Origin of the sequence: Paraburkholderia acidisoli (genome assembly GCF_009789675.1) — a bacterium.
Taxonomy (GTDB): Bacteria; Pseudomonadota; Gammaproteobacteria; order Burkholderiales; family Burkholderiaceae; genus Paraburkholderia; species Paraburkholderia acidisoli.
This window is the reverse complement of sequence record NZ_CP046916.1, coordinates 607,502-630,676: the sequence shown is the minus strand read 5'-3', so window position 1 is coordinate 630,676 and position 23,175 is coordinate 607,502. Positions and strand designations below refer to the sequence as shown.

Annotated in this window: 43 protein-coding genes; 11 read left to right on the top strand and 32 right to left on the bottom strand. The window is 55.6% G+C overall.

The annotated features are described in order from the left end of the window. Nucleotides 1-74: 74 nt before the first annotated feature. The 4 genes from FAZ98_RS31585 (at nt 75) to FAZ98_RS31575 (ending at nt 1,990) form a co-directional block, all read left to right on the top strand. The gene (locus FAZ98_RS31585) at nt 75-575 is read left to right on the top strand and encodes a hypothetical protein (protein ID WP_158957487.1); all 501 of its coding nucleotides are present in this window, start codon (nt 75-77) and stop codon (nt 573-575) included. Beyond that, nucleotides 575-1,099: a patatin-like phospholipase family protein gene (locus tag FAZ98_RS35805; RefSeq protein WP_233272943.1), complete on the top strand. Its 525-nt coding sequence runs from the start codon at nt 575-577 to the stop codon at nt 1,097-1,099. The genes FAZ98_RS31585 and FAZ98_RS35805 overlap by 1 nt, the downstream gene beginning before the upstream one ends. Then, nucleotides 1,096-1,389, top strand: a complete 294-nt coding sequence (locus FAZ98_RS35800) for a hypothetical protein (RefSeq protein WP_233272942.1) — start codon at nt 1,096-1,098, stop codon at nt 1,387-1,389. Before FAZ98_RS35805 ends, FAZ98_RS35800 begins: the two co-directional genes overlap by 4 nt. 100 nt (nt 1,390-1,489) lie before the next feature. Then, complete coding sequence (locus FAZ98_RS31575; protein WP_158957657.1) at nt 1,490-1,990, top strand: hypothetical protein; 501 nt, start codon at nt 1,490-1,492, stop codon at nt 1,988-1,990. Between the two features lie 183 nt (nt 1,991-2,173). Here FAZ98_RS31575 and FAZ98_RS31570 read toward each other — a convergent pair whose 3' ends face one another. From FAZ98_RS31570 to FAZ98_RS31415, 32 genes are all read right to left on the bottom strand, one after another. Further along, entirely contained in the window at nt 2,174-2,443 is a 270-nt protein-coding gene (locus FAZ98_RS31570) for a hypothetical protein (protein WP_158957483.1), read from the bottom strand. Nucleotides 2,444-2,487: 44 nt separating this feature from the next. Beyond that, on the bottom strand, nt 2,488-2,727 hold the full coding sequence (locus FAZ98_RS31565; protein WP_158957481.1) for a hypothetical protein: 240 nt from the start codon (nt 2,725-2,727) through the stop codon (nt 2,488-2,490). Between the two features lie 39 nt (nt 2,728-2,766). Then, nucleotides 2,767-3,024 carry a hypothetical protein gene (locus tag FAZ98_RS31560; RefSeq protein WP_158957479.1) on the bottom strand — a complete coding sequence of 86 codons (258 nt, stop codon included), beginning with the start codon at nt 3,022-3,024 and terminating at the stop codon, nt 2,767-2,769. Nucleotides 3,025-3,358: 334 nt separating this feature from the next. Further along, complete coding sequence (locus FAZ98_RS31555) at nt 3,359-3,907, bottom strand: tyrosine-type recombinase/integrase (protein WP_158957655.1); 549 nt, start codon at nt 3,905-3,907, stop codon at nt 3,359-3,361. Beyond that, a complete protein-coding gene (locus FAZ98_RS31550; RefSeq protein ID WP_158957653.1) occupies nt 3,889-4,437 on the bottom strand; it encodes a phage integrase Arm DNA-binding domain-containing protein in 549 nt (182 codons plus the stop codon). Before FAZ98_RS31550 ends, FAZ98_RS31555 begins: the two co-directional genes overlap by 19 nt. Next, complete coding sequence (locus tag FAZ98_RS31545; protein WP_158957651.1) at nt 4,434-4,631, bottom strand: excisionase; 198 nt, start codon at nt 4,629-4,631, stop codon at nt 4,434-4,436. The genes FAZ98_RS31550 and FAZ98_RS31545 overlap by 4 nt, the downstream gene beginning before the upstream one ends. Before the next feature lie 54 nt (nt 4,632-4,685). Next, on the bottom strand, nt 4,686-5,081 hold the full coding sequence (locus tag FAZ98_RS31540) for a hypothetical protein (protein WP_158957649.1): 396 nt from the start codon (nt 5,079-5,081) through the stop codon (nt 4,686-4,688). After that, on the bottom strand, nt 5,078-5,281 hold the full coding sequence (locus FAZ98_RS31535) for a hypothetical protein (protein WP_158957647.1): 204 nt from the start codon (nt 5,279-5,281) through the stop codon (nt 5,078-5,080). Before FAZ98_RS31535 ends, FAZ98_RS31540 begins: the two co-directional genes overlap by 4 nt. Nucleotides 5,282-5,425: 144 nt before the next feature. Then, nucleotides 5,426-5,776 carry a hypothetical protein gene (locus tag FAZ98_RS31530; protein WP_158957645.1) on the bottom strand — a complete coding sequence of 117 codons (351 nt, stop codon included), beginning with the start codon at nt 5,774-5,776 and terminating at the stop codon, nt 5,426-5,428. Between the two features lie 284 nt (nt 5,777-6,060). Further along, on the bottom strand, nt 6,061-6,429 hold the full coding sequence (locus FAZ98_RS31525) for a hypothetical protein (RefSeq protein ID WP_158957643.1): 369 nt from the start codon (nt 6,427-6,429) through the stop codon (nt 6,061-6,063). Between the two features lie 172 nt (nt 6,430-6,601). After that, nucleotides 6,602-6,898, bottom strand: coding sequence for a hypothetical protein (locus FAZ98_RS31520; RefSeq protein ID WP_158957641.1), 297 nt, complete (start codon nt 6,896-6,898; stop codon nt 6,602-6,604). Between the two features lie 49 nt (nt 6,899-6,947). Further along, nucleotides 6,948-7,334 (bottom strand): hypothetical protein, encoded by a 387-nt coding sequence (locus FAZ98_RS31515; protein ID WP_158957639.1) that lies wholly within the window; start codon nt 7,332-7,334, stop codon nt 6,948-6,950. Next, the gene (locus tag FAZ98_RS31510; RefSeq protein ID WP_158957637.1) at nt 7,331-7,495 is read right to left on the bottom strand and encodes a hypothetical protein; all 165 of its coding nucleotides are present in this window, start codon (nt 7,493-7,495) and stop codon (nt 7,331-7,333) included. The genes FAZ98_RS31515 and FAZ98_RS31510 overlap by 4 nt, the downstream gene beginning before the upstream one ends. After that, a complete protein-coding gene (locus tag FAZ98_RS31505) occupies nt 7,492-7,890 on the bottom strand; it encodes a Lar family restriction alleviation protein (protein ID WP_158957635.1) in 399 nt (132 codons plus the stop codon). Before FAZ98_RS31505 ends, FAZ98_RS31510 begins: the two co-directional genes overlap by 4 nt. After that, complete coding sequence (locus tag FAZ98_RS31500) at nt 7,883-8,980, bottom strand: Lar family restriction alleviation protein (protein ID WP_158957633.1); 1,098 nt, start codon at nt 8,978-8,980, stop codon at nt 7,883-7,885. The genes FAZ98_RS31505 and FAZ98_RS31500 overlap by 8 nt, the downstream gene beginning before the upstream one ends. Nucleotides 8,981-8,986: 6 nt before the next feature. Then, nucleotides 8,987-9,340, bottom strand: a complete 354-nt coding sequence (locus FAZ98_RS31495; protein WP_158957631.1) for a hypothetical protein — start codon at nt 9,338-9,340, stop codon at nt 8,987-8,989. 24 nt (nt 9,341-9,364) lie between these two features. Then, nucleotides 9,365-9,568 carry a helix-turn-helix transcriptional regulator gene (locus FAZ98_RS36220; RefSeq protein ID WP_158957629.1) on the bottom strand — a complete coding sequence of 68 codons (204 nt, stop codon included), beginning with the start codon at nt 9,566-9,568 and terminating at the stop codon, nt 9,365-9,367. Between the two features lie 26 nt (nt 9,569-9,594). Next, complete coding sequence (locus tag FAZ98_RS31485) at nt 9,595-9,954, bottom strand: hypothetical protein (protein ID WP_158957627.1); 360 nt, start codon at nt 9,952-9,954, stop codon at nt 9,595-9,597. 563 nt (nt 9,955-10,517) lie between these two features. Further along, nucleotides 10,518-10,979, bottom strand: a complete 462-nt coding sequence (locus FAZ98_RS36000; RefSeq protein ID WP_158957625.1) for an HNH endonuclease signature motif containing protein — start codon at nt 10,977-10,979, stop codon at nt 10,518-10,520. 1 nt (nt 10,980) lies between these two features. Then, nucleotides 10,981-11,445 (bottom strand): DUF1566 domain-containing protein, encoded by a 465-nt coding sequence (locus tag FAZ98_RS31475; RefSeq protein WP_158957623.1) that lies wholly within the window; start codon nt 11,443-11,445, stop codon nt 10,981-10,983. A 29-nt stretch (nt 11,446-11,474) separates the two neighbouring features. After that, on the bottom strand, nt 11,475-11,840 hold the full coding sequence (locus FAZ98_RS31470) for a DUF1566 domain-containing protein (protein ID WP_158957621.1): 366 nt from the start codon (nt 11,838-11,840) through the stop codon (nt 11,475-11,477). Nucleotides 11,841-11,929: 89 nt separating this feature from the next. Then, complete coding sequence (locus tag FAZ98_RS31465; protein WP_233273029.1) at nt 11,930-12,526, bottom strand: hypothetical protein; 597 nt, start codon at nt 12,524-12,526, stop codon at nt 11,930-11,932. Nucleotides 12,527-12,554: 28 nt separating this feature from the next. Continuing rightward, nucleotides 12,555-13,061: a hypothetical protein gene (locus FAZ98_RS31460; RefSeq protein ID WP_158957617.1), complete on the bottom strand. Its 507-nt coding sequence runs from the start codon at nt 13,059-13,061 to the stop codon at nt 12,555-12,557. Between the two features lie 193 nt (nt 13,062-13,254). Then, the gene (locus FAZ98_RS31455; protein WP_158957615.1) at nt 13,255-13,575 is read right to left on the bottom strand and encodes a hypothetical protein; all 321 of its coding nucleotides are present in this window, start codon (nt 13,573-13,575) and stop codon (nt 13,255-13,257) included. Further along, a complete protein-coding gene (locus FAZ98_RS31450) occupies nt 13,572-13,721 on the bottom strand; it encodes a hypothetical protein (protein WP_158957613.1) in 150 nt (49 codons plus the stop codon). Before FAZ98_RS31450 ends, FAZ98_RS31455 begins: the two co-directional genes overlap by 4 nt. Continuing rightward, nucleotides 13,705-14,037: a hypothetical protein gene (locus FAZ98_RS31445; protein ID WP_158957611.1), complete on the bottom strand. Its 333-nt coding sequence runs from the start codon at nt 14,035-14,037 to the stop codon at nt 13,705-13,707. The genes FAZ98_RS31450 and FAZ98_RS31445 overlap by 17 nt, the downstream gene beginning before the upstream one ends. 212 nt (nt 14,038-14,249) lie before the next feature. Further along, on the bottom strand, nt 14,250-14,486 hold the full coding sequence (locus FAZ98_RS31440; protein WP_158957609.1) for a hypothetical protein: 237 nt from the start codon (nt 14,484-14,486) through the stop codon (nt 14,250-14,252). Nucleotides 14,487-14,915: 429 nt separating this feature from the next. Continuing rightward, nucleotides 14,916-15,452 (bottom strand): hypothetical protein, encoded by a 537-nt coding sequence (locus tag FAZ98_RS31435; protein WP_199272495.1) that lies wholly within the window; start codon nt 15,450-15,452, stop codon nt 14,916-14,918. Between the two features lie 19 nt (nt 15,453-15,471). Beyond that, the gene (locus FAZ98_RS31430; RefSeq protein ID WP_158957607.1) at nt 15,472-15,717 is read right to left on the bottom strand and encodes an acyl carrier protein; all 246 of its coding nucleotides are present in this window, start codon (nt 15,715-15,717) and stop codon (nt 15,472-15,474) included. 283 nt (nt 15,718-16,000) lie between these two features. After that, complete coding sequence (locus FAZ98_RS31425; RefSeq protein ID WP_158957605.1) at nt 16,001-16,474, bottom strand: HNH endonuclease; 474 nt, start codon at nt 16,472-16,474, stop codon at nt 16,001-16,003. A gap of 38 nt (nt 16,475-16,512) precedes the next feature. Next, a complete protein-coding gene (locus FAZ98_RS31420) occupies nt 16,513-16,887 on the bottom strand; it encodes a DUF1566 domain-containing protein (RefSeq protein WP_158957603.1) in 375 nt (124 codons plus the stop codon). A 1,000-nt stretch (nt 16,888-17,887) separates the two neighbouring features. Continuing rightward, entirely contained in the window at nt 17,888-18,259 is a 372-nt protein-coding gene (locus tag FAZ98_RS31415) for a LexA family protein (protein WP_158957601.1), read from the bottom strand. A gap of 471 nt (nt 18,260-18,730) precedes the next feature. Here FAZ98_RS31415 and FAZ98_RS31405 point away from each other — a divergent pair, with 471 nt between their 5' ends. The 7 genes from FAZ98_RS31405 (at nt 18,731) to FAZ98_RS31375 (ending at nt 23,079) form a co-directional block, all read left to right on the top strand. After that, nucleotides 18,731-19,015: a helix-turn-helix domain-containing protein gene (locus FAZ98_RS31405; protein ID WP_158957598.1), complete on the top strand. Its 285-nt coding sequence runs from the start codon at nt 18,731-18,733 to the stop codon at nt 19,013-19,015. Nucleotides 19,016-19,118: 103 nt separating this feature from the next. Continuing rightward, nucleotides 19,119-19,541, top strand: coding sequence for a hypothetical protein (locus FAZ98_RS31400; RefSeq protein WP_158957596.1), 423 nt, complete (start codon nt 19,119-19,121; stop codon nt 19,539-19,541). Nucleotides 19,542-19,864: 323 nt separating this feature from the next. Further along, nucleotides 19,865-20,017, top strand: a complete 153-nt coding sequence (locus FAZ98_RS31395) for a hypothetical protein (protein ID WP_158957594.1) — start codon at nt 19,865-19,867, stop codon at nt 20,015-20,017. 192 nt (nt 20,018-20,209) lie between these two features. Then, on the top strand, nt 20,210-20,989 hold the full coding sequence (locus tag FAZ98_RS31390; RefSeq protein ID WP_158957592.1) for a conserved phage C-terminal domain-containing protein: 780 nt from the start codon (nt 20,210-20,212) through the stop codon (nt 20,987-20,989). Further along, nucleotides 20,989-21,381: a hypothetical protein gene (locus FAZ98_RS31385; protein ID WP_158957590.1), complete on the top strand. Its 393-nt coding sequence runs from the start codon at nt 20,989-20,991 to the stop codon at nt 21,379-21,381. Before FAZ98_RS31390 ends, FAZ98_RS31385 begins: the two co-directional genes overlap by 1 nt. 15 nt (nt 21,382-21,396) lie before the next feature. Continuing rightward, nucleotides 21,397-22,356, top strand: a complete 960-nt coding sequence (locus FAZ98_RS31380; protein WP_158957588.1) for an AAA family ATPase — start codon at nt 21,397-21,399, stop codon at nt 22,354-22,356. A gap of 309 nt (nt 22,357-22,665) precedes the next feature. Then, nucleotides 22,666-23,079 (top strand): putative PDDEXK endonuclease, encoded by a 414-nt coding sequence (locus FAZ98_RS31375; RefSeq protein WP_158957586.1) that lies wholly within the window; start codon nt 22,666-22,668, stop codon nt 23,077-23,079. The last annotated feature ends 96 nt before the right edge of the window (nt 23,080-23,175 follow it).

The following is a 23,175-nucleotide window of genomic DNA, read 5'->3' as shown; positions in this document are numbered from 1 at the left end:
TCCATCAAGGCCGGCGCCCGCTGGCGTTTCTGAAGTCCTCAGCCGCTCTCGCGGCACATCCCAAGGAATCCATCATGAAGAAGCTGCTTCTCGCGGCAGGCGTTGCCGCGCTCACTTTCTTTGCAGGCTGCGCCAACACCGGCAGCACCACGACCGGCGACGTCACGCAAGCACAAATCACCCAGTTCGCCGCGACGGCGCAGGCGAAGATCGCCGCCGCGTGTACGGTCTTCCAGCCGACGCTGAACAGCGTGTCGCTGGTGCTGAACACCATTCCCGCGCTCGGCACCGTGACCAGCGATGTCGCGCTCGCGTGCGCTGCGAACTCCGCGCTCAACACGACGACCGTCTCGGACCTGATCAACACGGCGCTCCCGGCCGCGATTGCCGACGTGAACAGCTCATCGCTCAGCGCCAAGAACGGGATTGTCGCCGCGTTGATGGTGCTGCAATCGTCGCTGTCGGTGGCGCTGGCCGAATACAACCTGTCGGTCGCGACCGGCACGCCGACGTCGCTTAGCTCGGCGGTCGCGCCGCACGTGAGCGTGAAGCTGGTTTCGAAGGTCGCTGACTGATGAAGCCCATCCGCGTCGCTCTTAGTGGGTCCGGGTTTCGCCTCCCGGCCCACCTCGGCGCACTTCAGGCGATCGCGGACGCAGGGTATGAGGTGGTCGAGCTGTCCGGCACGTCCGGCGGTTCGATCGTCGCCAGCCTGTACGCGAGCGGCATGTCGCTCGACGTTCTGCGCGAGCTATGCATGTCGCTTGATTGGTCGCCCATGATGAGCTTCTCGCCATGGGCACTCGTCGCGAGCCAGAGCCTCTGCTCGGGCAATACCCTGCTCCAGTACCTGCAGAAGCTCACGGACGGGAAGAAATTCTCGGATCTGTCGATCGAACTCAAGGTGATCGCATCGGATCTGCTGACCGAAAAGGAGTTCGTCTTCAGCCGGGCGGCGACGCCGGACGCTGAACTGGCGACCGCCGCGCGCGCGTCCGCGTCGATACCGCTTGTCTTTGCGCCAGTCGCGTTCGCAAACTCGCTGCTCGTCGACGGCGGTTGCTGCAACAACATGTACCAGCGTCCTGACCATCGATGACGTGCCGCGTCTCGGGATCTACCTCGAGTCTGACGACGCGCCGCTCAAGCGGCAACTATGGCCTGCGCACGCTGGCGCCGCGGATCATTGACCTGTTGCTCGCCTCGAACGAGAGTTCGCACGTCGCGCTCGATACGAAGAACGGCGCCACGATCGTTCACGTGCTAACCGGCTTCGCTTCCAGCTTCGATCGCAACATGTCCGCCGCGACGCGACAGAAACTGTACGCCGTTGGCTACACGACGACGGCGACTGCGCTCGCAGCACTTCCCACGGTGGCCTCCGCATGATTGATCTCACATCGGTGCGCCTCGGCCGCAAACCCGCCGCAATCCCTTCGCGCGTCCCCACCTTCTGAAAAGCATGATGGTGGCGCAGCCGAAACCAGCCGTGGACTGGATGACGGCGGTCAAATCGTGGAACAGCCTCGGTAATGACCGCTACGGCTGCTGCACGGCCGCCGCGGCGTTCCACATCGTACAGACGTGGTTCGCCAACAATGGCGTCGATTTTCAGCCTACGGAAGCGCAGACGCTCGCGCTTTACTCGGCCACGAGCGATTTCCCGAAAGAGGACGACGGCGCCGTGGAGACGCGCGTGCTGGCGTACTGGAGCGCGACCGGTATCCCGACACCTGATGGCACCGACACGATCGCGTTCTCGGCGCTGATGCCCACGAACCTGAATGAACTGAAACTCTCGATCGAGTACTTTGGCGCGGCCTACATCGGCATCAACCTGCCGATTTCAGCGCAGACTCAGGACGTGTGGACGTGGCGCCGGGCGGCGCGGTGGGGGATGGCGCGCCAGGCAGTTGGGGCGGCCATGCGGTGCCATTGCTTGCCTACGACGAGACGGGTTTCACGTGCGTCTCGTGGGGCAAGCCGCTGAAGATGACGAACGCGTTCCTCAAGGCGTACTGCGAAGAGGCTTACGCGGTCCTCTCGCACCACTGGCTCGACGTCGCTAAGCATCTCGCCGTCGAACATCGGCTGGCAGGAACTGATGGCCGACATGAAGGCCATCACCGCCTGATTAAGCATCCGGGAGCGCTTGCGCTCCCGCACCCCTCTTTTAGACAGCAGATTTCGGTTGCGCGTCAACCTCTTCCCATTCCGGCTTTCTAAGCAACTCCGCAGCCTCGCGCGTCAGCGTGTAGTGCAATGCGCCGCTTTTGATCTCGACTGCTTCAATCCAATTGACAGGCGGCCGCGGCGGCCAGACGTCAATGATCATCTCGAGCATCGCCTGCTTCGTCTCTTCGTTGTAGGCTGAGCCCTCAAATTGCATCAATCCGTCAAGAAGCGCTGAGCGGACATGCTCTCGATATTCTTCGTCGGTCATTACAGTCTCCGTTAGCAAGACTCAAGCTGCTCGTCTCAGTTACGTCAATGCCCATACTCAGCCTCAAACTGAGCGCAAGTCGTCACCAGCTTGCGCGCTCCAAGGTACGTAATCCAAAGTGCGCCGCAGCAATGCATGAAAGCCTCGTAGACATTCCGTCGAAGCTCTTCAAGATCGGTCGTCACGTGATCAACTAATTTGTGACAGATGACGATGCCGGTACAGCCAAACATTGGCAGCCCATACACCTCCAGCCGGTACACATCGTATTTCGGTTCCTTCACACACCCTCCTCGTACTGTCACTGCGCCTCAAATTCTCACCTACCGGATCTTGCCCTTGATCCTGAAATTGCGATCTTCGTACCACCCTGCATCGCCCAGTTCGTCGGACCATATCGGATCGCTCGCTCCGGGGCGCAATGCACCCAGATAGCCATCGCTCGGCATCGTCTGGCCTGTGCGTTTGCAATAGCTCGCCGTGAGGGCGTACGCGCAGAAGTCTGCCTGGTAGATCGGCATGTTGCCATCTGCGGACATGATTGCGGAGCGCTCAAGAAACCATTCGTAGACGCTGTTCATGCGCCACGATAACACTGTATGCATATACAGTATTGGGAAATTTATGCGCCGCATATTTTGCGGTGAATAATCCCGCTATTCGCCGCATGTCGCTGAATTGGGAAATTCCAGTATTGTTTAATAAACCACGTAAGTATCTGATTGTGTTGGCATGCGTTTGTATCTTTTGACGCGTAACACAATCGCCGCAAATGGCCATAAGCATATGATTTTTATATACAAATCATGAAATATGTTACATGCAGGTAGGATATGCATGTCGGGGCGCAAACGCTTGTCCGGCTTTGGCTCGTTCAACAATCGTTCAATACTTGTTCAAAATAAGACAAGCGATTTAGCCGTCGTACTTCACCTTGACAGGCTCAATTCCTCGAGCGTTCGCGTATAGGTCAGCCGTTGCATCATTGCTGTGACCAAGCAGCGCTTTCGTGTCGACGCCGCCCTGATCAAGGTATAAGCGCTTCGAAAGACTGCGGATCTCGTGGAAGGTGGGCACATTGTCCCCTTCAATCCCAGCCAGTGTTCTAGCATCCGCGAACGCCTGAGAAAAACTCTGATATCTCACAGGCGAGCCAGCCACAACAGAGCCATGTGCCTTTCGATGATGAATCAAATATTCGGATTCGATTCCACTTGAACGGCAGCGTTCGATGACATCCTCCAGCGACATGTCAATTGCCTTCATCTTCAGTTTAAGCGGAATCGCGATCTGCACGCCTGTCTTGATGCGCTTCGCCACCACAACATGGCCCTCAATCCAGTCGCGTCGCCACAGCCCTACTGTGGATCGATCTTGCCCGGAGACTAGGGCTAAAAGCATGGCGTCCTGTAGCCAGTCGGCGATTTCGGGTGCCTTCTCGAAGATCAGGTTGAATTGGTCCATGTCAGGCGCTGGCGCTGGACCTTAACCGCAACCTTTTCTGTGATTTCTGCTACGTTTTTTTCCATCCAGCCTAGAGCGACGCCCTTCGCGCAGACTTTTATAAGACGGGTTCGAACCGCTTGTGCCCATCGCAACTTACCTCGTTCCCTGAGCGCTTCGACCAGATCCGACGCGTCCGTTACCGTTAGGTCTCTGCACTCCTTGCTCCCGAATGCTCGCTTAATTTCTTCGTCGTGATACTTGCGCGATGCCAGGGTGCTCGCCTTAATGTCAGTCGACATTCTGGCGATCAGGTCGGTCACCGTCTTGCCCTCTTCCGAAATCCGCTCGGCAAGCGTTTTCGTGACCTTTCCTTTGGCAACAATCACGTTGGCTTCAGTTACCTCGTGAATCGCTTGCGCCAAGGGGATGCGCCCGAGAATGTGAGTTTTCTTGTCACGTGGGTCGCGCCAGGTGAAATAGCCGGGCCGTGGTTCGTGGAGGTTTTCCGGCCAATTGGAGCGCTTCTTGATTCGAGGTCTTGGGCTCATTGAGGAATGCGATCTGCAAGTCGAGGTCGTGCGGTGCCGTCATTGAATACGGCATCCTGCTCCACATAATAGGACCGGCCTACTTTGGTAGGCGGCGGAAAAATCCGCCCCTGTTTGATCCACGTGCGAGCCGTCCGAATGGCGGGTGCTGGGCTGAATTGTGATTCGAGCCAATCTCCGAGCAAGACTTTCATTTGATCTCCCACGCCGCCTTTGTCGCGGCCAGAATTTTTCCAACGCTGCTTCCATTACTGCGCTTGTGCCCTCGCGATTTCGGCGGCCGCACGGACAATAGCTCGGCGTGTGGCGGCACATGGATCAGAGCCGTAGACCTCTTGAGCCGTAATTGTGACTGCTTCTTTAGTCACATACCACGCTTCAACCCCAGACTCATATTCGCCTTCAGTGACCCCGGCATAAGTAAATGTGCCCACCTCTATAGATGCCGCCGTTTCGAGGCATACCCCCAACTTCACGGCCAGTCGCAACGCATCCCCATCATCGTCGAGCGGCGACCACGAAAACGGATCGTAATGTGCGGCTGGGTTTGGCGGATTGATTACATAGAATTTCTCGCCAATCCAGCCATGCACGCGGAACTTCGCCGCGTGCGCCGCCAACTCCAACAGTTCGCGATCTGTCACGCTTCCTCCGTCGTTTCATCAAAGTGCTGCGACGCCTTGCGCACCATCGTCCTGATCGCGTCCAGCAACTTGCCGTCTGCGCGAAAACTACGCGTGTCGGTCAAGTGCTCGCCAATCTCTCGCCACTCGCCCAGTGTCATCGTGAGCGTCATGGTCATCTGAATATCTGACGGGTTCTCAGCCTTGAACTGCGCTTTCATCGCGTCGCTCCGGGGCGCCTACAACTTCTCTCGCATCGTCAACCGGCTTACCCCATCGGCGCAAAATATCCTGCGCAATCTCCTTGTCGCAAGCTTCGCACTGCTCAGTAAGGGATAGGCCGTGACGGCAGGTGTATCCGTGGTTCATGATTCGTCCTCGTCCCTGATATCCAGCGGACAGTGCCGCCCACTTTTGGATGGTTCGTTGTCACGGATTTGAGGGCATTTCTTGTGACTGCATTCGCCATCTCGACTGGCGGCGCAGTGGGTCAGGCGGGGCGTCAGTGTCTGCTTCTGAGGATCTTGAGCGAGGCCTCGCCATGGCCAGATTCGAAGCAGCGGAACTGTGGGCCCGTGAAGATCGCGGAACCACATGCAGCCGCTATACCACGCGGTAAAAATTGTGCCTGTGGATTCATTAATCATCTCGTAGTAGCCGATCCGCAGCGGATCAACGTTAGCAGGATGCCAGTCAGTGAGTTTAATAGCGTCCATCACTCCTCCTGCTTCTGTGCGATAGCGAAGTCAATCACCGAATCAAGTTCCCTCCCAACAACCGCACGTTGATATGGGATGGTTCCCGGCGCGTGTACACGCACGCGTACACCGTTCCGGGGCAACCTGGATCGCGAAGCGTGCGGTATCGTTCACCGTCTGTAGTCGATTGAATATTGGCGACTTCCAAAATACGACGCGCAAACTGAATGAACCCCATGTTTTGCAGAATCCGTCATATCCGCCCGGCATGCCATTCCAAATGGCGGCGATTTCATCGTTGGTCATTTCGAGTCCTTTTCGATAGCAGCATCGAAAGCATCATCTATAGAGGGTCCGGCGAGACGTAGAAATGCCCCGCTCGGGTCGTAACGATGCTTGCCACCCATATCAAGAGCGAAGCACCGCGTCCGACTTCGCAACCAACGATATCGCTTGGCATCCTTCAAATTCTCTTCGGCCCGCTCACGCGCTTCCTTAGCAATCTGAATCTGCGCTTCGATATCTTGGCGTAGGGCAGCGAGATCACGGGCTTGCTGTTCGATTAGGTCTGCTGCGATTCGCAGAAGATCCTTCTTCTCCGGCTTACGCCCCATGTCACCCAAATCCGCGCGATCTCTTAAGCGTTTGGGGATATTTATATCGCTCACCATATCTCCCTATAATGGGTAGGCGTGTAGTAGACATACATTGATTCGTCCGGCAAGAACCATAAATTTCCGCGCCGCACGAGAGTTTGGACATTGCGCACGCCATTCGCGTCGTCAATCTTGGTCATGACTTCGATGCCTTCGGGAGCGTATTCGGCATATCGCCAATCGGTCATCAGCCTACCCCTTCGGATTTGGCGAGGGCGCGGATAGCGTCGGCGCATTCTTCAAGCGTTCCGACGAGACCTGGATAAAGGCGCTCATGGCGTGCGTTTTCCGTTTCCTCGTCAATGAGTTGCGCCGCCTCCTCCAGCGCTGCGGCGCGAGTGGTTTTCCAAATATCGAATGCGTCGACCTTCTTTACGCGCCACCACCAAACGCTGCTCGATATCTCGTCGCTGTTCCACCACGCCTCAAACTTCGCCCGGCTCTGCGCATCATCGTGCGCACATTTTTCCGTCGCTTCGCTCATTGCGCACCATCCTGCGCAGCGGGGCGCGGTACGCGATGTTTTTGCATAGTCATTGCCATGTCACCTTTTCTCTCGGCGGCATCGTGTCCGCCATCGTGGTGAAAATCTGCCCGCAGTCGCAACGGCGGATTCCCTTGTACGGACGGAAAACGTGCCGATGGACAAACTCGCACTCGTCCTGATAGTAGAGTTGCCCAGGATGCTCTTCGCCGGGCTTGAGTCTCCGACAGACACTAAACATGGGGCGCCCATCCACGGAAAAGTAGTGCGCGCTGTTGATCGTCAATTCCTCCCCCGTCGCCTTATGACGCACGCGGTCCATCGGCAGGAAATAGGTGTCGTAGGCCGGGTTGTAGCATTCAGCACAAAAGCCGATGCCGTGCTCTTCCGTTTCTTTCCAGCAACGGTGGCAGTAGCAGACTCGCTTTTCGCTCATTGGCTGGATCCTTTGCGGGCGGCGTCGATGGAAGGCATGCGCATCCAGTGTGTGACGGCCTCAGTAATATCCTCGTCGCCGTGATGGTCGTAAAAGCACGTGAACGCTTTGGGCTTGTTCGTGTACGCATCGAATTCGACTTGCAGTGCCGTATCGCTCATGAGTCCCCAATCGTTATCGGGCTTAAGGATCGCCAGATACCATCCGGTTCGGTCGGCAGCGATTCGTCGACGGGCATCCAGCGAGGAAGCGCGGCGACCATCTGATCGCCCCAGCAACTGGTTTCGTCTTCGCCTTCGTATCCGACGAGCAGATACGCGTCATGCGCCGAGCGATCATCAAACACTTTGGGCATCCAGTAAGCTAGCGCTTTTTGCAATGCCGCAACCAATGCAGGGTCAGCGGAGTTCCATGCAGAGATGGCTTCCTCCTCTGTCTCTGCTGTCGGTCCAGCCGCTTCGCATATCTCACATACGACCTGCACGAGACCGAGAGATGGCTGAATCCCGGAAAGCAATCGGCGGCAAAACGGGCAGTGTTTCAATTCACTACTCATGACTTTCTCCGCGTTCCGCATCGCTCATGCGCTGCTCGGTGGGATGGGCGGCGAGATAGAGGGGCGTAACGCGCCACCCCTGGGCCTCGTAGTGCTCTCGCGTCGGGGCCTTCGACGTGAGAAACGCAAGCGCGGGCTTTTCGCCAATCGGCGATGCGCATTCCCACGCGACCGGGCGTTGCCGTTCGCTTTGCGCGTCGGAGTGCTGAATGGTGGCGCTCGTCTCGCGCAGCACTTTCAAATAGCCGTCGCGCGCCGCGATGCACTTCTCATAGGCAGCGTGATCCTCGACCAAGCCGAATTTATAGCCGGCCTGCACGCCGTTCACGAAAGCCATATCTTGCAGTGCATCCGCGCGCTCGTCGGGCTGCGCTGCGGGTGCAGGAGCAGCTTTCAGCGCGTTGATGATCTGCTGCGCGCGATCAAGGCCGAAGTGCTCCGGCAGCACGTGAATCAGCATGTCGATTTCGTCTTGCGTCAGGCTCGGCGCTGCCGCATCTGCGGCGACGGTAGGCGTAGGGGCGGCAGGATGCTTGAGCGGGCCGTACCAAGTTCCGCCAGTCCATTGATCAATGGCGCAGCCATCGTAGAACGCGCAGTTATGGATCAGCGAGCCGTTGAGCACGTTGCCCGGGGAATGATCGGTCGGACGCTTGTGGACGTGCACGAGTGCCGCAGAGCCTTCGACGATCCACGCGTAGATGCCTTTCTCGGTCGGCTTGCCGTCGATTACAAGCTTCGGCGCTGCCGCAGCAGGGGCGACGGGAGCGGCGTATGCAGGCACCGAATAGCACGCGGCGAGCTTCTTGCCGGGTGCCCCGGCGCTCTCGATCATGCCGCGCTTTTTTGCATCCGAAACGGCGTCGGTGGGATCGTCGGCGCGCACCCAAGCGATGATCGGCGCTTGCGCTGCATCGGAAGGGATAGCGGCGAGTCGATTCCACGAGTCGATTGCTTCGTCGTCCGTCTCTTCAGTAGGCCCGGACGCCTCGCACGAGTTGCATAGCACTTGGCGTTTGCCCAGCGCGGATTCAGTCCACACGTCGCTGCTACGGCAAAACGGGCACGGCTTCAGTTCTTTAGCATCCATGTTGGTTCAATCCTCGTGAGTGTCGGCATGCGTTGCCCAGACTGCGAACGGGCCATCCTCGGTATCGCTGATTTCGACCAGCCACCAACCGGAAGGCGGCGCCGGATTCCAAAGGCCGACGCCACCACCTTTCTCGAAGTACTCGACGTAAGCTGGGTGGTTCATGTCCTCGCTTTCGAGGTAGACGATCTGCGTCTTGACGCCTGCTTCCGCCTCGAATGCCTGCCACTGCTCCTTCGTGCAATGCTCGGCGCCACCCATCGTCACGTCCCAGAAGTGGCGCAGGTCGGGATGGTGGAAGTAGCCGTCTTCGTCTCGCACGACCTGGATCTGCTGGAGCTTCTTTGCGGTATCGCTCATATGCGTCTCTGCGTTAGTGGTGGGTTAGCGACGCTTGACGAATTTGACCTCGACTCGATAGTCGAGCGCGTCCGCAATGCAGATTAGGTTGTCCATCGTCAGTTTCTGACGCAGCGACTCAATGTTCGTGATCGAGGTTCTATTCAGCCCCACGGATTTTGCGAGATCTGTTTGCGTGACACCTTCCTTGACTCTTAGATCGCGTAGTTGATGCCGAATATCGCTCATGCTCGTCTCACTCAATCAGTTGGGGTTCAGTCGCTCGAATCGACGGACAGATTCATGCCGCATTTCGAGCAGTGTGCAGGGTGCCAGCCGCGCATCTTGCTATCTGCGGTGCCGGTGTCGACGACTTCATGCTTGCAGATCGACAGGAGCCACGCTGATGGCATCGCGGCCTCGCGCTGGTAGTATTTCGTCGCTTCCATATCCAGAACGGCTGCGGCTAGATTTCCAGCTGGCTCGCTGCGTTTGTGCACGGCACGCACTGCGGCATCAACTACCGCATCGCGCAAGTGACTCGGATACTTCGACTGACCGCCCTCATATACGATGGCGTGAGCCTGCCCGTCCAACCGCCCCATTGCGTGCCATGGAGAAAGATGCGCGCCCACGACTTCCTGTTGTCACCCGGCTTCTGCACCCACGCGATTTCGGGGTATGCGGTCCATCCAGCGCATGCGGCGACGTTCGAGAGAGTCAGCGCAAGATCAACGGGCTCAATAACCTCCCAATTGAGGACGCCCTGAGCGCGAGGCACGATATCGAGGTCGTAATCAATCACGCCGCGCTTTCGTACCATCGCCTCAAGCTCATCGATGGGATAGCCGCGCGTTGTGTTGCTGTTCTTGACTGGTGAGCAGCTATAGCCTGCACCGCGCGATTGAGTCGCTTCGTAATAGCGTCGCGTTACCAGAACGTTACCCGATGGTTTGTGGCGAACAAGTTGCGGGACGGTGAATTCCATCATGTCTCTCGAAAAAGGAGGCCCGGACAGGCGCCTCAACACACGCCGACAGCGGGATTTGCTGCCGACGGAAAGGGTTACTGATGGAGTGCCCGTCGATAGCTCTTCGTGAGCGCGCCGTCGACCGCATGACCTTGACTGCGGACCACATTGGCTAGTGCAGCGCGGTCCTGATGACTCGCGCTAGCCTGACGCAGCAGACCAAAGTAGCTACGAGCAATCAGCCCATGTCTTGCCGGTGATAATTGCCCATACTGCGGCCTGTGAAATGCCAAACTCGCGCCCCAAAGCGCAAGAACTATCCGTCCGACTATATGGCGTATATCTACGCCTGATTTCTATGGCAATCTCGGGCGTGATTTTCGACATTCCAGAGTGCAATCCGCAGGGATGTTTGTCTCTTCTCTTCGCGATCATGTCCTGCATGTTTTCTAATCGCGTCCCGAGATTCAAATGCTTTGGATTGAGGCATTTTCTGTTGTCACAGGAATGCATCACATCGCGTCCATCCGTAATCGTTCCGTGATGAAGATCAAACGACACCCTATGGGCCAGTCGGTTCTTGCCGTTGTGCCAAACGAGGCCATAGCCCGCTTTGCAGATGTAACCTGTGAACTCAAGACAGTCGCCGACTTTTCGCGTGCGACTCATCAGGCTTTCGATGGTCGCCAAGTCATGCTCCTACCGCTATCCTGCGGACGGCCCGCGCTCGGCAACCGCTGCTGGCCTTGTGGCCGTCGTACTGGAAGCCGTCGTCGAAGTCCTGACACCAGGCGTAGGCGGAATCCGATTCACGCTCTTCCGCCGACCAGTAATAACGTGACTCGAAACACTGTTTCAAATTCGCGAATAGCAGTGATTGTTCGCGTCGAGTCGGCAATTCCCCGCCCTGCTCTGCGGCCCACGACTTCGCGTCCGACCACGATTTTTCGTCTACGTCGCCGGGGAGAAGAATCAAGTGATGAAGCGGTTGCCCGTCGTCTCCGAGAATGATGCCGGCGTAATGTTCGCCAGCCTCCAGCTTGATCGTCGCGCCCAAAATCGTAATGGTGCTGCGAGTTGACTGTTTCTTGAACGATTCGATCAACTTCGAAATCTCCGATTGCTTGGCCTCGATGGCCTCAAGCGTGATCGTCATTGCGATGCTCCGTTGAAATAGATGAATGATTAAATGGGCAATCTGCGGACGGCCCGCGCTCGGCACCTGTCGTCGTCCTTGTGGCCGTAGTAGCTCTGGCCGCCGATGCCGAAGCCCTGATACCAGGCGTAGGCGTCATTGCGGTGATACGTCTCGTTGCTCCAGTACCAGTCCTGCTCGAACTGATCCTTGTGGTTCGCCCAGAGCATGGCCTGTTCGATGCGATTCGGAAGATCACCGCCGATGCTCTTTGCCCAATCCATCTGCTCCTGCCACGGTGCATAGCCGTTGTCGCCGGGCAGCAAGATCACATGATAAAAATCGCCATTCTTGTCGCCGATCGCACCGATGTAGATTTCGCCTTCTTCGAGCGGCGGAATTTGAAGTTGCTGCATTGCATCTCCTTGTTGAGAAATTGGGCCTCTGCATCGCGTCTTCCGCGGGAAACGCTTGTGCCGATCCGCTGCGATGCTGAGGCGGTAAATTAGGCGGCATGCTCCATTGCGATCAAATCAACTACTTCGTTGAAGTATTCGCGGGCAGCTTCCACTTTTTCCTTGATTTTTTCTTCAAGTTCCGAATCGCGCTCATATGGCACGCGTGTAACGCGAAGAGATGGTTCAATGTGATCAACGTAATGAACGTTCGGATCCTCGAATCGAATAAGTTCATCGGGTGTGTTGACCATGCAATAATTGATCTCAAAAAGATCAACATCCCAGAGCATCATGTAGCCGCGCCCTTGCCATTCGTAATCTTTATTCTGTCCCGCAAAAATAGTGGCAGGAAACGTGGCGAGCGACCAAGGAGATTTGACATCAATGATCTTTGTAGTTGGCACGAAGATATCGCACTCACCAGTTAGCCATTCATTCTCACGCCGCTCGGCATTCTTCTCGTAGCTAGTGAAAAACACGTCATTAATCAGTTGGATTGCGTGCGGCTCAACGAGCGTCCCCTTCTCCATTTCTTTCGAGGTAACTACCTTTTGGTAGTTGTAGACAAATTCCTTTGCAAGATCTTCGATGTACGTCTTCGCTCCGACTGAAAGCTTTTCCGTTTTCGACTTCGGTTCAGTCATGATCTTGCTCAGTGACGAACAACGAATCTTAAGCATTCTCTTTTCCCTCCACGGCAGCGCGCACAGCGTCGTTAATTTCTTTCTCTTGCGCCTTGGTGATGTCGAAATTGGCGCGGAGCTTCTCCGTCGTGTACTGGCCGGATACGATAGACTTGATTGCATTCTTCAGGCGATCTGGTGTAATCGACGGCTTTTTCTTCTTGGCTACATTGGGACGAATCCTCAGACACTCGACAACATCACCGAACGCCTTGGTCATGCTCGCGTAGAGGGTTATTTCCTTTCCCGCCCATTCTTCAATGTACGGACCGTAGAGCTTGGCGATTGATTTCGAGTTCGTAACATTGAGGATGAGGGGCTTGTTGCCCTTGAGGTGTGCAACCGTGGCTTCTTCCTTCTTGCCATCCGTTCCGACGATCTGCTCACGCTGCACATAGTCAATCGTTACCGTCAAATCCTCGTCCGGATTTAGCGCGTAGGCCCCGATGTAATCGGGATTGATGAGTCGCTTCCAGTGTGTCTTTTGGTTGTCCATGTCCGGCTCCTTAGCCGCGAATCCGACAAATCGGAATTGAATTATGTGGCGTGCTGCGCAACAATCTGCGCCCTAACCGTACTATCCGCATGCTCATCCCATGCACTGGCGGCAATAAGAATTGCCATGTAGACGAATAGGCCGAGGCAGGCGGCGAGTAGATGGTTTCGGTTAGTCCAGTTGATGAATGACTTCATGCTGCCTTCACCAAACGAAGGGGTGCGATTGCGGTCAACGGCAACACGCTCACCGTATAGCGCGTGGGTTCAGCAATACCGAACAGCTTTGCCGATCCCTCCATGAACCCTGAATGCACCTGATCTCGGCCACCGAAGAACGCAGCGCGGAATTGTTCCGCTTCAAGCTTCGCCGCCTCTTCCGTTGCACGAAGGGCGAGCCGATGCGCCGTATCGAGAGCGCGAATTGCCTTCACGCGGTCATCGCAATACGCTTGCACGGCTTCGCGGGCACGGCGCCGGTCATTCCAGTCAACCAGACGTTTGATGGTTTTCAAAGCGCACCTCCAAACAGCGAAAACAGCCAGTTATTGACGCCGGGCACCATTTCCAGAATCGCGAGTACAACGAACAGGGCGAAGAAAACGATGCAGGCAACCGTGTTGATTCGACATGCCATTTCGAACTCAGGTGTGGTGTACATCGCGAATCTCCGCAGCGTTTTCGATGGCGAGATACTTGCCAATCTGGCCGTCAAGTTCAGTGATGCGGGCTTGATATTCGGCAGCGGCCTTGCGCTTCTCGCGCTGGAGATTGGCAACGAGGCCATCTCGCATATCAAAGTCGTCCGGGACTTCGACCTCAAACGAATGGGGTCCGATAACAACTTGATCGGCGTTATAGATCGACGAATCGTAGTGACTGAACGTAACATTCAAATCGCCGACGATGCAGCGTTGCTCATAGTCGTATCGGGTGAGCTTTTGGGCCATGAGGAAGCCCGTCAAAGTGACTTTCATTTCATTTCCCTGTAATTGAATCGACAAGTTTTTGCGTAGGCCACTCTTTTGTGATATTTCGAGCACGGGCCCATCGACCGTCATGTTGTCCTTGGGTGAATGAATCGAGAGCCCATTGATGGCTAAGTGACTCGGTTCTGGGACCGGTATAGCTAGGGTCGACGGACCGAAAACCGAGAGAATAAAAATACCTTCGCCCAGAAGTTTTCATCTCACACTCCCGCCGCAGCCTGCGCCGCTTCAACCTTCGAATCTGCCTTGCGCTGTTTAAGCGCGTCCCTGATCGCACGAACAAGTTGCGCATCGCTCACATGGGGCACGATGCTTTTCGCCTTGATTTCGATGCGATCGTTCATGTGTTCTTCGTAGACCAGTACCAAATCGGCATTGTCGATTTCAAGGCCGCCGTCGCATTTGATGAAGCAGGCTAGTTCGATTATTTCTGACATATCGGACTCCTATGTATATGGGCCGGGGCTTCCACCCGACTGCCCGCCTGGGGGAACTGCGGCGGTCTACCCCTCAGATCCGGCCTTTCGGTCGCGGCTTCGGGCGCATTGGTGAGGGCGTGTCGCGCACTACCAGCCTTTCGGCGTATCGGTCACACGCTTGACGTGTCGGCGACAAACTCCGTCGTCTCTTTCGAGATTCACCCTCATGCGTGCGCCATGCGTTGCAGATTCGAACTGCTGGGACCGCCCACGCCAAACCGGAGATCAACCCGGCCGCGGCATGACGCACACATCAGGGCGGTCCGTTGACGGGGACCGGGCGGAGGCATTGCACCTCAGCGGCTTATAGATGCTTAGAGCGGCCGTCGCTTTGAAAATCAGCAGCTACAGGTGAAGAACGAGCCGCGATGAGTTTCCTCAACCTTTTCACCCGTTACAGCTTCGTAGTGTGGCCAAAACTCGTCCGGCACACTCGCCTTCGAGCAGACCGCCGAAACAGAGGTATTCCCCCCAGCTACCGCGCTTTTGGCTATCCACCCAATCGCGAGCGCCATCCATCAATATGTCGTATTGAAGGCTCACACGATCGGCAAAGTTGCGAATCCATTGCTCAGATTCGCTGTATTGCGGTGCGAGCGTTACATCTGGCGATCGTGCGAAATCTGGGTGCTCCCAAACATGGCGAAGCGAAGTAATCTGACGCGGATAGACGACGAGCCAGAAGCGCTCCCCCGCACAAACGCCATCCTTCAAGAACGGGTCGACGATGCCTACATGCTTGTCCGCAATCTCGGATGCTCTGCCGTCAGCCATCAAGCCGACGTGCGCGCCGGGTTCCATGTTGTGGGCGGCAATCACAGGCTCAACCGCCAGGTGAATGGCATCGCGCGCCTGCGAGCCGTCGATGATCGTGCCGAGAGTTTCCAGTGCGTCGGTCGCTACGCTGCGTTTATCTGCGCTCATGTTGTTTTCCGAATGGAGATTAAACTTTCGCCGTAACGTAATCAATCGCCTGCTGAACCGTCTTCAACTTATCGCCGTCGTCATCCGAAACTTCGATCCCAAATTCGTCCTCCACAGCCATTACGATTTCGAGTAGTTCGATGGAATCGCAACCGAGGTCAGCGAAAGAAGATGTGTCGGCGATCTCTTCAGCGTTGAGGCCCGTTATCTCGGCGATACACTTCTTGAGGCGTTCGGATATGTTGCCTTGGTGGATCGTGCTCATTGCGGCCCCTCCATTGCTCGAATCCGCCGAAACTCGCGCGGCTCATCTTTTCGCGCTGCACCTTTGAAAAACAGCACCAGTGCTACGTCTGCCGCAGCAATAAGTGCGGTCCAGTAAATCCATGTGGGCATGTCGCTACTCCCTCTCGAAGTAAATGGCTAACACCACACAACCTCGCTAACGAGATCGACGGTGCGCACAAACTGACTATTTCTGTACTCGCTGTAGTGCAACCAATACCTTAAGATGTACCGCGATACCCGCTGGCGTATCGGCTCGCGGGTTAAGTCGGCGTAGAGGGACATGCTTTCACTCCATAATGCGCGAATTCGCCCTGAATCAAATCAGCCCACAAGCAATAGACTTCGTGTGCCTCTTCAGGTGTCGTATAACAACCCAGATGTCTCATACGCCCCTTGTAAAAAATCCTCGGCGTCCATTTTTTATTCCTTTTTGTGACGCCTTTGAATCCTGTGGAATTTTTCGGAGAGGGGCGATTTGAAAGATTCTGTGACTGCGTGCAGGAACGCAGATTTGATCGTCGATTGTCAAGTCGATCCATATTGATATGATCGATCAAAATTTGCCGATTGTTTTCGACACCCATTATTTGTCGATGCATACGAATTTGTTTTCCACCCGCATTCCTTACCGCATATCCCCAACTCGATACAAACCAATTGAAGCCTCGCAAGGTATCGAAGTCTTCGTCATCCACAATAGCGGTCAAGCCCTTTGACAGCGGGATCTCCCTCATAAAGCATCTCCGGCGTGCTCGAATTAAATTGATAAAGACTAAATAATTAATCTGCGGACGGCCCGCGCGCGGCAAACGTCGTCGCTCTTGAGGTCGTCGTTCTGGTAGCCGTCGCCGAAGTCCTGATACCAGGCGTAGGCGCTATCGTCCTCGTGATCCTGATTCGACCAATACCAGTCGCGCTGAAACTGATCGCGATGCTGCTCGAACGCAACTGCGAGTTCCACGCGCGTCGGCAGATCGCCGCCGATGCTTTTCGCCCATTCGAGCTGCGCACTCCAGTTGGCGTCGTCGTTATCACCCGGAAGCAAGATCGTGTGCGTCACGCTGCCATTACCGTTGACGAGGCCGCAGAGGTAGATTTCGCCTTCGCGGAGTTCCGGCAGTTCGATTGCGCTATTGATTTCGCTCATAGATATCTCCAGTTGTCCTAACTTTCTGTTTGACAACAATCTAAGCGGCGCCTACTCGTTGGAACGGGCGCGATTTAGATTGCTGTATTGAATGGAGCCGGATCGGGGATTCGAACCCCTTGGGTTGTGTCTGGGTAACCAGAAAAGCGGTAGCTAACCGCAACGCAACTCTTATTGATTCATACCGTCGGCCAACGGACTCATCCGGCAATAAAACAAACTCAGGGAACGGGGCCGGTGCTGATCTCTGGCATGACTTTTCGGGCTTGCGGTGCCTCCCCAAGCTTCGCGAATCGCTTTAGGGCCGCCCCATGGCGTTACTTAGTTCCGTTGCGATCGCTTTCACAAGGCGCATCAGCCTGCGCATTCCCGTTCCCTGAATCTGCTGCGTTGCTCAGTGAATGACGCTGTGGCCAGTCGCGAATCTGGCTACCAGTTTTAGCTATTGGAACCCCCACCCACGCTGCGCGAAGCCGGGAACGTACCGAAAGGTAATTAATCAACGGGCTTCCATTCAATGCGCTAGGGGTTGCAGGCCTGCTCCCTGCTTGCGTTGCGTGTCTGCTCTCCACGCCGCACAGCGTCATTCACTCAACATTGCTTTACGTCCCCGCCGCGGCAACACCTGGCAAGCCAGCTCCGGGCCGGGGACGTTTGCATCGATTACCACGCCATCGACACGGGGCGCCTTTCGGTAGCAGCTCATCAGGCCGCCATTTCTCGCGCTTTTACTTCAGCCGCACGAGGCATTGGGCTGGACACGATTGCTCGCATCTATTCATCGGTCGTCAATTTTTAAAGAGCACGATCGCTGTCCCCGATCGTCGCGCCGTTGCGCTGGGTTGCTGCTGTTGATGGAGTGAAGTATAGGCATGCCGATACTTTGAGTCAATAGGCGATCCGATATTTTTTGGAGATTTTTATTCTGGCTAGTTGAGGGCGCAAAAAAGCCCGCTCGCGGCGGGCTTGGTTGCAAACAGGGGAGCTTTGAATCGTGAGATCAGCGTCGTCGGTACTTACGATGCTCGACCATGACCCCGATAATGTGAAGGTGATCGCGCTCGCTATGAAGGGTCGCGAAATCATCATTCAGCGGGACCAGCTCGAAAATCATCTCGCCGCGCTCGCTCGTCCCGCGCGGCCGGTACTTCTTGAAGGTGGCCTCTTCTTCGGTGTTTTTAGCCACAACGAAATCACCAGGGTGCGGAGCAACGGCCGGATCGATGATTACCTTATCCCCCTCCTTGAATTCAGGGGACATGGACAGCCCTTTGATGATGAGGCCGAACGCTCCCCCAGATAAATCCAGATCGGTGGTTAGTGTTTCAAACCCGTCGCCCAATGAGAATGGGTCTACTGCTTCTGTCATCATGCCGGCCTGCACGTAACTAATTACTGGGATCTCTCGATAGCCCACTGGCGCATGTTCAAAATTCCCATACGCTGCTGGCTTTGTTTTCCCAATCGTAGCTTCTTTTCCCGCTTCCAATCCAGCGATAACGGGCGTCGTTGGCGACTTGCTCGGCCCATTGGCTGACGAGGAATTGTGCTGAGAGCGCTGCGGCCCCTTCCCGGACGAGAGCCATAGAGCCTCCACGCCGAGCACTGCGGCGATCTGGGGCGCATAAGACGATCCTTGATAGGTATCGTTTTCTAACTCAGAGACGGTCGGTTGTTTGATACCCGTTTTTTGCGGCCAACTCTTTTTGAGTTAGCCCCGCCTCTTTGCGCGCCTGCTTTAGACGTGATCCTAGCGTAGTTTTCATAATTATCGGAATTCTGATACAGAATGGCATAGGTTTGCCTATTGCATTCCGATATCGGTACGCCTATACTTTGATTCATGGACATCCAACACATCGTTCTCGAATTGAAGCGCCTCGGCATGACCCAGGCGGAAATTGCGGCGTCGGTGCATTGCGCTCAGTCGACCATCTCCGAGATCCAAAACGGAAAGATCGGGAAAGCGCGCCCCTCCTATCAACTTGTCACTGACCTTCAACAATTGCTTCGTCAGCGGCAAATCGAGGCAAACGAGATTACCGATGTCGAATCGAGTGATGACGTCCAGCCACCCATCGGCGGCTCCAGCGGTAAGGAAAAGTTGGCGCGTGCAGCAACAATTTAAGAGTTTCAAATTTTCTTCTTGGCGTCCGATGTGACGCCAATTATTTTCCCTATAGCCAACAGTTAAAGCAAGACGCATCAACAGTCAATTAAAGGCGATTTCGATGAAAAGCTTCGACCAACTCGTTCAGTTGTCCCTTCCGGTGATTACTGACGTTCCGCCGATGCGCTCCCTTGATGATCTGTTGATCAAGTCGTGCAAGGACTACAGCGACGCCGTTCGTCTCTGTCTGGAGTACCGCCTTCGTCGTATGAGCGAAGCGGAAATCGCCGGGTATCTGGGCTTCAGCGGCCCGCACCTGGCGAAAGTAAAGATGGGCAAAGGTTATCTGACTACCGATCAAGAACTTGTTCTTCAGCGCATTTGTTCAAACTGGGCGATTCGCCAATACGCGGCTCGCCGCGAAACCCAGCTTGAAGAAATGATCGAGAAAACGGAACCTGCACTTTCCCCGGAAATGCAGGCGCTGGTTTCTCGACTCGTTGAGGAGCAGTTGTCACAACGATTGGAGACCAGGGCCGCATGAACGAGAGAATCTTTAATCACATACCGCTAGTCCGTATCGAGGCCGCCAACGACGGCCACATCAGGTACAGCCGGTATGTCCGAGGGCGATCACAACGGATTATCGAATCGCCCGAGCCACTTTCGAAGATGGAAGTTGAGTGGTTCAGGACAGATCCGGGGGACTTCCTGGGGGAGCCCAGGAACGCAGCATAGGACGATAAGGGTCAAAAAATTGTGAGCGGCGAGAGCCGCTTTTCGCGGCCCATATATCGGTAAATTTGGCACTTCGATGCCATATGAGTAAAGAAAACGTGACCGCTTTATGCGGTTGGAGCAACAGCGATGAAGCGTGACCTGTTGAACATGAAGCCTGAAATGCAACGCGATCAAGATCGCATGGCGACGAACATCGCCCGCCTGAAAAGCAAGAAGGCCAAGAAGCAACAGGCGCACCTTCTCTGCCAGTCGTTGGTTCGGATGATTAAGGGGAAGTGAGATGGAAATGTTCGGCGTCAAGATCACGAATGAAGGCGGCGTTATCTGGATTCAGCAGGATGACGGGAATGGCGGGAATTCAGTCGTCACCTTGCATCCAGATCAAATCCCGGTCGTCTGTAAGTGGCTCTCCGAGGCTTGCTACGCAGACTCACACCAGTCAACCGCCGGCACTAACAACTGAGGTAGGAAATGGATTGGCTCCGCTGGTGGCATGGCACGGTGAACGACCCCAAGTTCGGATGGGTCGCTCGCAAGAGCGGGCAGACAGTCGCATCGGTTATCGCTGTTTGGGCTGCGCTTCTGGAATGCGCGAGCAATGCAACGCAATGCAACGCAGATGCAACGCGCGGCAACGTTGCATCGTTCGATTGCAACGATTACGACGTTGCATTTGGTTTGGACGATGGAAGCGTTCGCAAGATTTTCGATGCAATGGTTGAGAAAAATCTGATTGTTGATGGCCGTCTCGCTCGTTGGGAGGATCGCCAACCGAAGCGCGAAGATTCCGGCAATCCCAATACCGGCGCGCTTTCCAGTACGGAACGCAGTCGCAAACACAGGGACGAAAAGAAACGCTATGCAACGGATGCAACGCAGATGCAACACGATGCAACGCTCGGGAACGATAGATTAGATAAGAGTAGAGAAGATAAAGAAAAGCATATGTCCGGCGAGCCGGACGTTGCCAAGGCAATCCTTGCCCACCTGAACGAAAAGTCGGGTAGGTCTTACAAGCCGGTTGAGTCGAACCTCAAGCTGATACGCGCTCGCCTCAAGGAGGGAGCAACCGAGGCTGATTGCGTAGCCGTTATCGACGCAAAGACTGATGAATGGCTGAACGACGAGAAGTGGTCTCAGTACCTGCGGCCTGAAACGTTGTTCAACGCCACGAAGTTCGCGAGCTATGTCGGTCAGCTTGGACAAAGCAACGTGGTCCCACTGTTCGCGAGTGGGGAGAAATACCTGTGATGGCTGCCAACGCTTCCCAGATCGCCGCCCTGCGCGAACAAGGCAAACAACCTGCCGCTTGGGTGCTTGTCTCGTTCATCGGCCGCATCGCGAACGAGGACAACGGTTTCACGGTGTATGCGCGCCCGGATCGCGATTACGACTGGCGCTGGACGGTTGGGCTTGACCTGATTGCGTTCGCGCGTCGCGGACAGGCTGTCGCGGCTTCGCTGAAGGCAATCCGCAACGAGCGGCCTAAGTCTCTCTCGTTGTGGGATGTGGATCGCAAAAGCGGCGCTGGTGTGTATTTCGATTACCCCGCCGACATTGCTGAACTTTGCAAGCGTGCACGCGGCAGGACGATGAATATCGAACTGATGCCATGGTTCAGTTGGCAAGAACGTGAATTTTGAAAATGGGCTTCTGAAATGAGAGTCATCGACGGAGAAAAAATCAACCTGTCGGACTACATGTCCGAGCCGGAGGACGTTCATAAGATCCGCCCTGCCAGCGAATGGTCGCAAGGCGTCATCGACGCGCTATATACGCGCGCGACGGTGCCGGATATTCAGTTGGGCTGGCAAAAAACCGAGGGCCGGTTTGCGTTTCGCGGTTCGGAGGTCACGATCTGGGGCGGCATTAACGGCCACGGCAAGTCGATGCTCACGAGCCAGGTGGCGCTTGACCTGTGTATGCAGGATCAACGCGTCTGCATAGCTTCGCTGGAAATGAAGCCAGAAAAGACGATGCTGCGCATGAGCAAGCAGGCTGCCGGAGATGCGCGCCCTTCTCAGGAGTTCATTCGTAGCCTGCATAGCTGGACTGATAACCGTCTGTGGCTCTATGACCACACCGGTAGCGTCAAGCCGCAAAAGATGCTCGCTGTGATTCGGTACGCCGTGGACAACTACCACATTCAACACTTCGTCATCGACAACCTGATGAAGTGCGTGCCTGGAGACGATGACTACAACGGGCAAAAGGATTTCGTGAATTCGCTGACGGCCATTGCTCACGATACCGGCGCGCACATTCACCTGATTGCTCACGTGAAGAAAGGTGGCAGTGAATACGACCGGCCCGGCAAGTTCGATGTTAAGGGCAGCGGTTCGATTACCGACCTTGCCGACAATCTTTTCATCGTGTGGCGCAACAAGCGCAAGGAAGCGGTTGGCAGCGAAAAACTGAAACTAAAGCGCGAAGAGGCCGATTTGGTGATGGGCGAGCCGGATTGCTACCTGTCTCTCGAAAAGCAGCGCAACGGCGATTACGAAGGCGTGTTCGGGCTTTGGTTTGACGGTCCATCAATGCAATACGTTGAAAACCGTGGGCAGTTGCCGAGGAAATATCCGGTTGACGGCGAATCGGTTGATCTTGAGAGCTTCTAATGCGCATCTCTCCCCAACTTCTTCAGGATTTGAAATATCTCGCTTGGTATTACGAGTGGCAAGAATGGATGAAAGATCACGTAAAGGCCGCACTTCGGGAGTCGCCGAACGAATTTAGCCATTACCTTGCATCGCTCGCGCAGGCCCATCGAACAGGTTACGCAGCTAGTGGCGGCGAAGGATTGGCGGTGTATTGCGCGACGCACGGAATACCCCACCCTTACGTGGGCGAATTAGCGGATACGGTAGACGTCTAAACGGAGATAACTCGATGGGCCAACAAGTAACAGATATGCATAGGAGTGCGAAATGGGATTGAAGTCGCGTAACAAAGGAAAGACCGGCGAGCGTGAGATTGCGTTGATCGTCTCCGACCTGACTGGCTGGACTGTTCGCCGCAAGGTTCGACAACTCGATGGCGAATCTGATCTTGAAGGCGTCCCCGGTTGGTGCATCGAAGTGAAGCGACACGCTACGGCAACGCGCGGCGAAGTCTCCGATTGGTGGTTGCAAGCAACGATGCAAGCAACGAGCGAAAAAGCGCTACCCGTCCTTTTCTATCGCAAGGACCGCGACGAATGGCGCGCAGTGTGGGCGCTCGGCCAGCAACTCGGCGTGAACACTGCTGAAAATTGGCTGCGCTACGAATGGGCCATCGAAGGAAGCATTGCCGCATGGGCCGCAGTCGCCCGTGAGATCGCAAATTTGAAGGAGGCAGCATGAACCCGACAGTAGCTGTGGACATTCGTACTCGCTTGTATCGCAAAGAGCGGCTTCATTTTGTCGCCGAGATTCCGGATACGTAGTGTGCAAAAAACC

What these genes read in the sequence shown, in the direction of transcription:
- FAZ98_RS31475 (WP_158957623.1), bottom strand. Translation starts at nt 11,445, where the DNA reads ATGACGATCACGCTTGAGGCCATCGAGGCCAAGCAATCGGAGATTTCG.
- FAZ98_RS31550 (WP_158957653.1), bottom strand. Translation starts at nt 4,437, where the DNA reads ATGAGCCCAAGACCTCGAATCAAGAAGCGCTCCAATTGGCCGGAAAAC.
- FAZ98_RS31505 (WP_158957635.1), bottom strand. Translation starts at nt 7,890, where the DNA reads ATGAGTAGTGAATTGAAACACTGCCCGTTTTGCCGCCGATTGCTTTCC.
- FAZ98_RS35800 (WP_233272942.1), top strand. Translation starts at nt 1,096, where the DNA reads ATGACGTGCCGCGTCTCGGGATCTACCTCGAGTCTGACGACGCGCCGC.
- FAZ98_RS36220 (WP_158957629.1), bottom strand. Translation starts at nt 9,568, where the DNA reads ATGAGCGATATTCGGCATCAACTACGCGATCTAAGAGTCAAGGAAGGT.
- FAZ98_RS31470 (WP_158957621.1), bottom strand. Translation starts at nt 11,840, where the DNA reads ATGCAGCAACTTCAAATTCCGCCGCTCGAAGAAGGCGAAATCTACATC.
- FAZ98_RS31440 (WP_158957609.1), bottom strand. Translation starts at nt 14,486, where the DNA reads ATGTCAGAAATAATCGAACTAGCCTGCTTCATCAAATGCGACGGCGGC.
- FAZ98_RS31400 (WP_158957596.1), top strand. Translation starts at nt 19,119, where the DNA reads ATGAAAAGCTTCGACCAACTCGTTCAGTTGTCCCTTCCGGTGATTACT.
- FAZ98_RS31405 (WP_158957598.1), top strand. Translation starts at nt 18,731, where the DNA reads ATGGACATCCAACACATCGTTCTCGAATTGAAGCGCCTCGGCATGACC.
- FAZ98_RS31520 (WP_158957641.1), bottom strand. Translation starts at nt 6,898, where the DNA reads ATGAGCGAAGCGACGGAAAAATGTGCGCACGATGATGCGCAGAGCCGG.
- FAZ98_RS31435 (WP_199272495.1), bottom strand. Translation starts at nt 15,452, where the DNA reads ATGAGCGCAGATAAACGCAGCGTAGCGACCGACGCACTGGAAACTCTC.
- FAZ98_RS31570 (WP_158957483.1), bottom strand. Translation starts at nt 2,443, where the DNA reads ATGACCGACGAAGAATATCGAGAGCATGTCCGCTCAGCGCTTCTTGAC.
- FAZ98_RS31395 (WP_158957594.1), top strand. Translation starts at nt 19,865, where the DNA reads ATGAAGCGTGACCTGTTGAACATGAAGCCTGAAATGCAACGCGATCAA.
- FAZ98_RS31450 (WP_158957613.1), bottom strand. Translation starts at nt 13,721, where the DNA reads ATGTACACCACACCTGAGTTCGAAATGGCATGTCGAATCAACACGGTT.
- FAZ98_RS31465 (WP_233273029.1), bottom strand. Translation starts at nt 12,526, where the DNA reads ATGACTGAACCGAAGTCGAAAACGGAAAAGCTTTCAGTCGGAGCGAAG.
- FAZ98_RS31375 (WP_158957586.1), top strand. Translation starts at nt 22,666, where the DNA reads ATGGGATTGAAGTCGCGTAACAAAGGAAAGACCGGCGAGCGTGAGATT.
- FAZ98_RS31585 (WP_158957487.1), top strand. Translation starts at nt 75, where the DNA reads ATGAAGAAGCTGCTTCTCGCGGCAGGCGTTGCCGCGCTCACTTTCTTT.
- FAZ98_RS31530 (WP_158957645.1), bottom strand. Translation starts at nt 5,776, where the DNA reads ATGGACGCTATTAAACTCACTGACTGGCATCCTGCTAACGTTGATCCG.
- FAZ98_RS31420 (WP_158957603.1), bottom strand. Translation starts at nt 16,887, where the DNA reads ATGAGCGAAATCAATAGCGCAATCGAACTGCCGGAACTCCGCGAAGGC.
- FAZ98_RS31560 (WP_158957479.1), bottom strand. Translation starts at nt 3,024, where the DNA reads ATGAACAGCGTCTACGAATGGTTTCTTGAGCGCTCCGCAATCATGTCC.
- FAZ98_RS31425 (WP_158957605.1), bottom strand. Translation starts at nt 16,474, where the DNA reads ATGAGGGAGATCCCGCTGTCAAAGGGCTTGACCGCTATTGTGGATGAC.
- FAZ98_RS35805 (WP_233272943.1), top strand. Translation starts at nt 575, where the DNA reads ATGAAGCCCATCCGCGTCGCTCTTAGTGGGTCCGGGTTTCGCCTCCCG.
- FAZ98_RS31515 (WP_158957639.1), bottom strand. Translation starts at nt 7,334, where the DNA reads ATGAGCGAAAAGCGAGTCTGCTACTGCCACCGTTGCTGGAAAGAAACG.
- FAZ98_RS31500 (WP_158957633.1), bottom strand. Translation starts at nt 8,980, where the DNA reads ATGGATGCTAAAGAACTGAAGCCGTGCCCGTTTTGCCGTAGCAGCGAC.
- FAZ98_RS31385 (WP_158957590.1), top strand. Translation starts at nt 20,989, where the DNA reads ATGGCTGCCAACGCTTCCCAGATCGCCGCCCTGCGCGAACAAGGCAAA.
- FAZ98_RS31495 (WP_158957631.1), bottom strand. Translation starts at nt 9,340, where the DNA reads ATGAGCGATACCGCAAAGAAGCTCCAGCAGATCCAGGTCGTGCGAGAC.
- FAZ98_RS31545 (WP_158957651.1), bottom strand. Translation starts at nt 4,631, where the DNA reads ATGAAAGTCTTGCTCGGAGATTGGCTCGAATCACAATTCAGCCCAGCA.
- FAZ98_RS31430 (WP_158957607.1), bottom strand. Translation starts at nt 15,717, where the DNA reads ATGAGCACGATCCACCAAGGCAACATATCCGAACGCCTCAAGAAGTGT.
- FAZ98_RS31445 (WP_158957611.1), bottom strand. Translation starts at nt 14,037, where the DNA reads ATGAAAGTCACTTTGACGGGCTTCCTCATGGCCCAAAAGCTCACCCGA.
- FAZ98_RS31535 (WP_158957647.1), bottom strand. Translation starts at nt 5,281, where the DNA reads ATGAAAGCGCAGTTCAAGGCTGAGAACCCGTCAGATATTCAGATGACC.
- FAZ98_RS31525 (WP_158957643.1), bottom strand. Translation starts at nt 6,429, where the DNA reads ATGGTGAGCGATATAAATATCCCCAAACGCTTAAGAGATCGCGCGGAT.
- FAZ98_RS31510 (WP_158957637.1), bottom strand. Translation starts at nt 7,495, where the DNA reads ATGAGCGATACGGCACTGCAAGTCGAATTCGATGCGTACACGAACAAG.
- FAZ98_RS31380 (WP_158957588.1), top strand. Translation starts at nt 21,397, where the DNA reads ATGAGAGTCATCGACGGAGAAAAAATCAACCTGTCGGACTACATGTCC.
- FAZ98_RS31390 (WP_158957592.1), top strand. Translation starts at nt 20,210, where the DNA reads ATGGATTGGCTCCGCTGGTGGCATGGCACGGTGAACGACCCCAAGTTC.
- FAZ98_RS31460 (WP_158957617.1), bottom strand. Translation starts at nt 13,061, where the DNA reads ATGGACAACCAAAAGACACACTGGAAGCGACTCATCAATCCCGATTAC.
- FAZ98_RS31555 (WP_158957655.1), bottom strand. Translation starts at nt 3,907, where the DNA reads ATGGACCAATTCAACCTGATCTTCGAGAAGGCACCCGAAATCGCCGAC.
- FAZ98_RS31415 (WP_158957601.1), bottom strand. Translation starts at nt 18,259, where the DNA reads ATGATGACAGAAGCAGTAGACCCATTCTCATTGGGCGACGGGTTTGAA.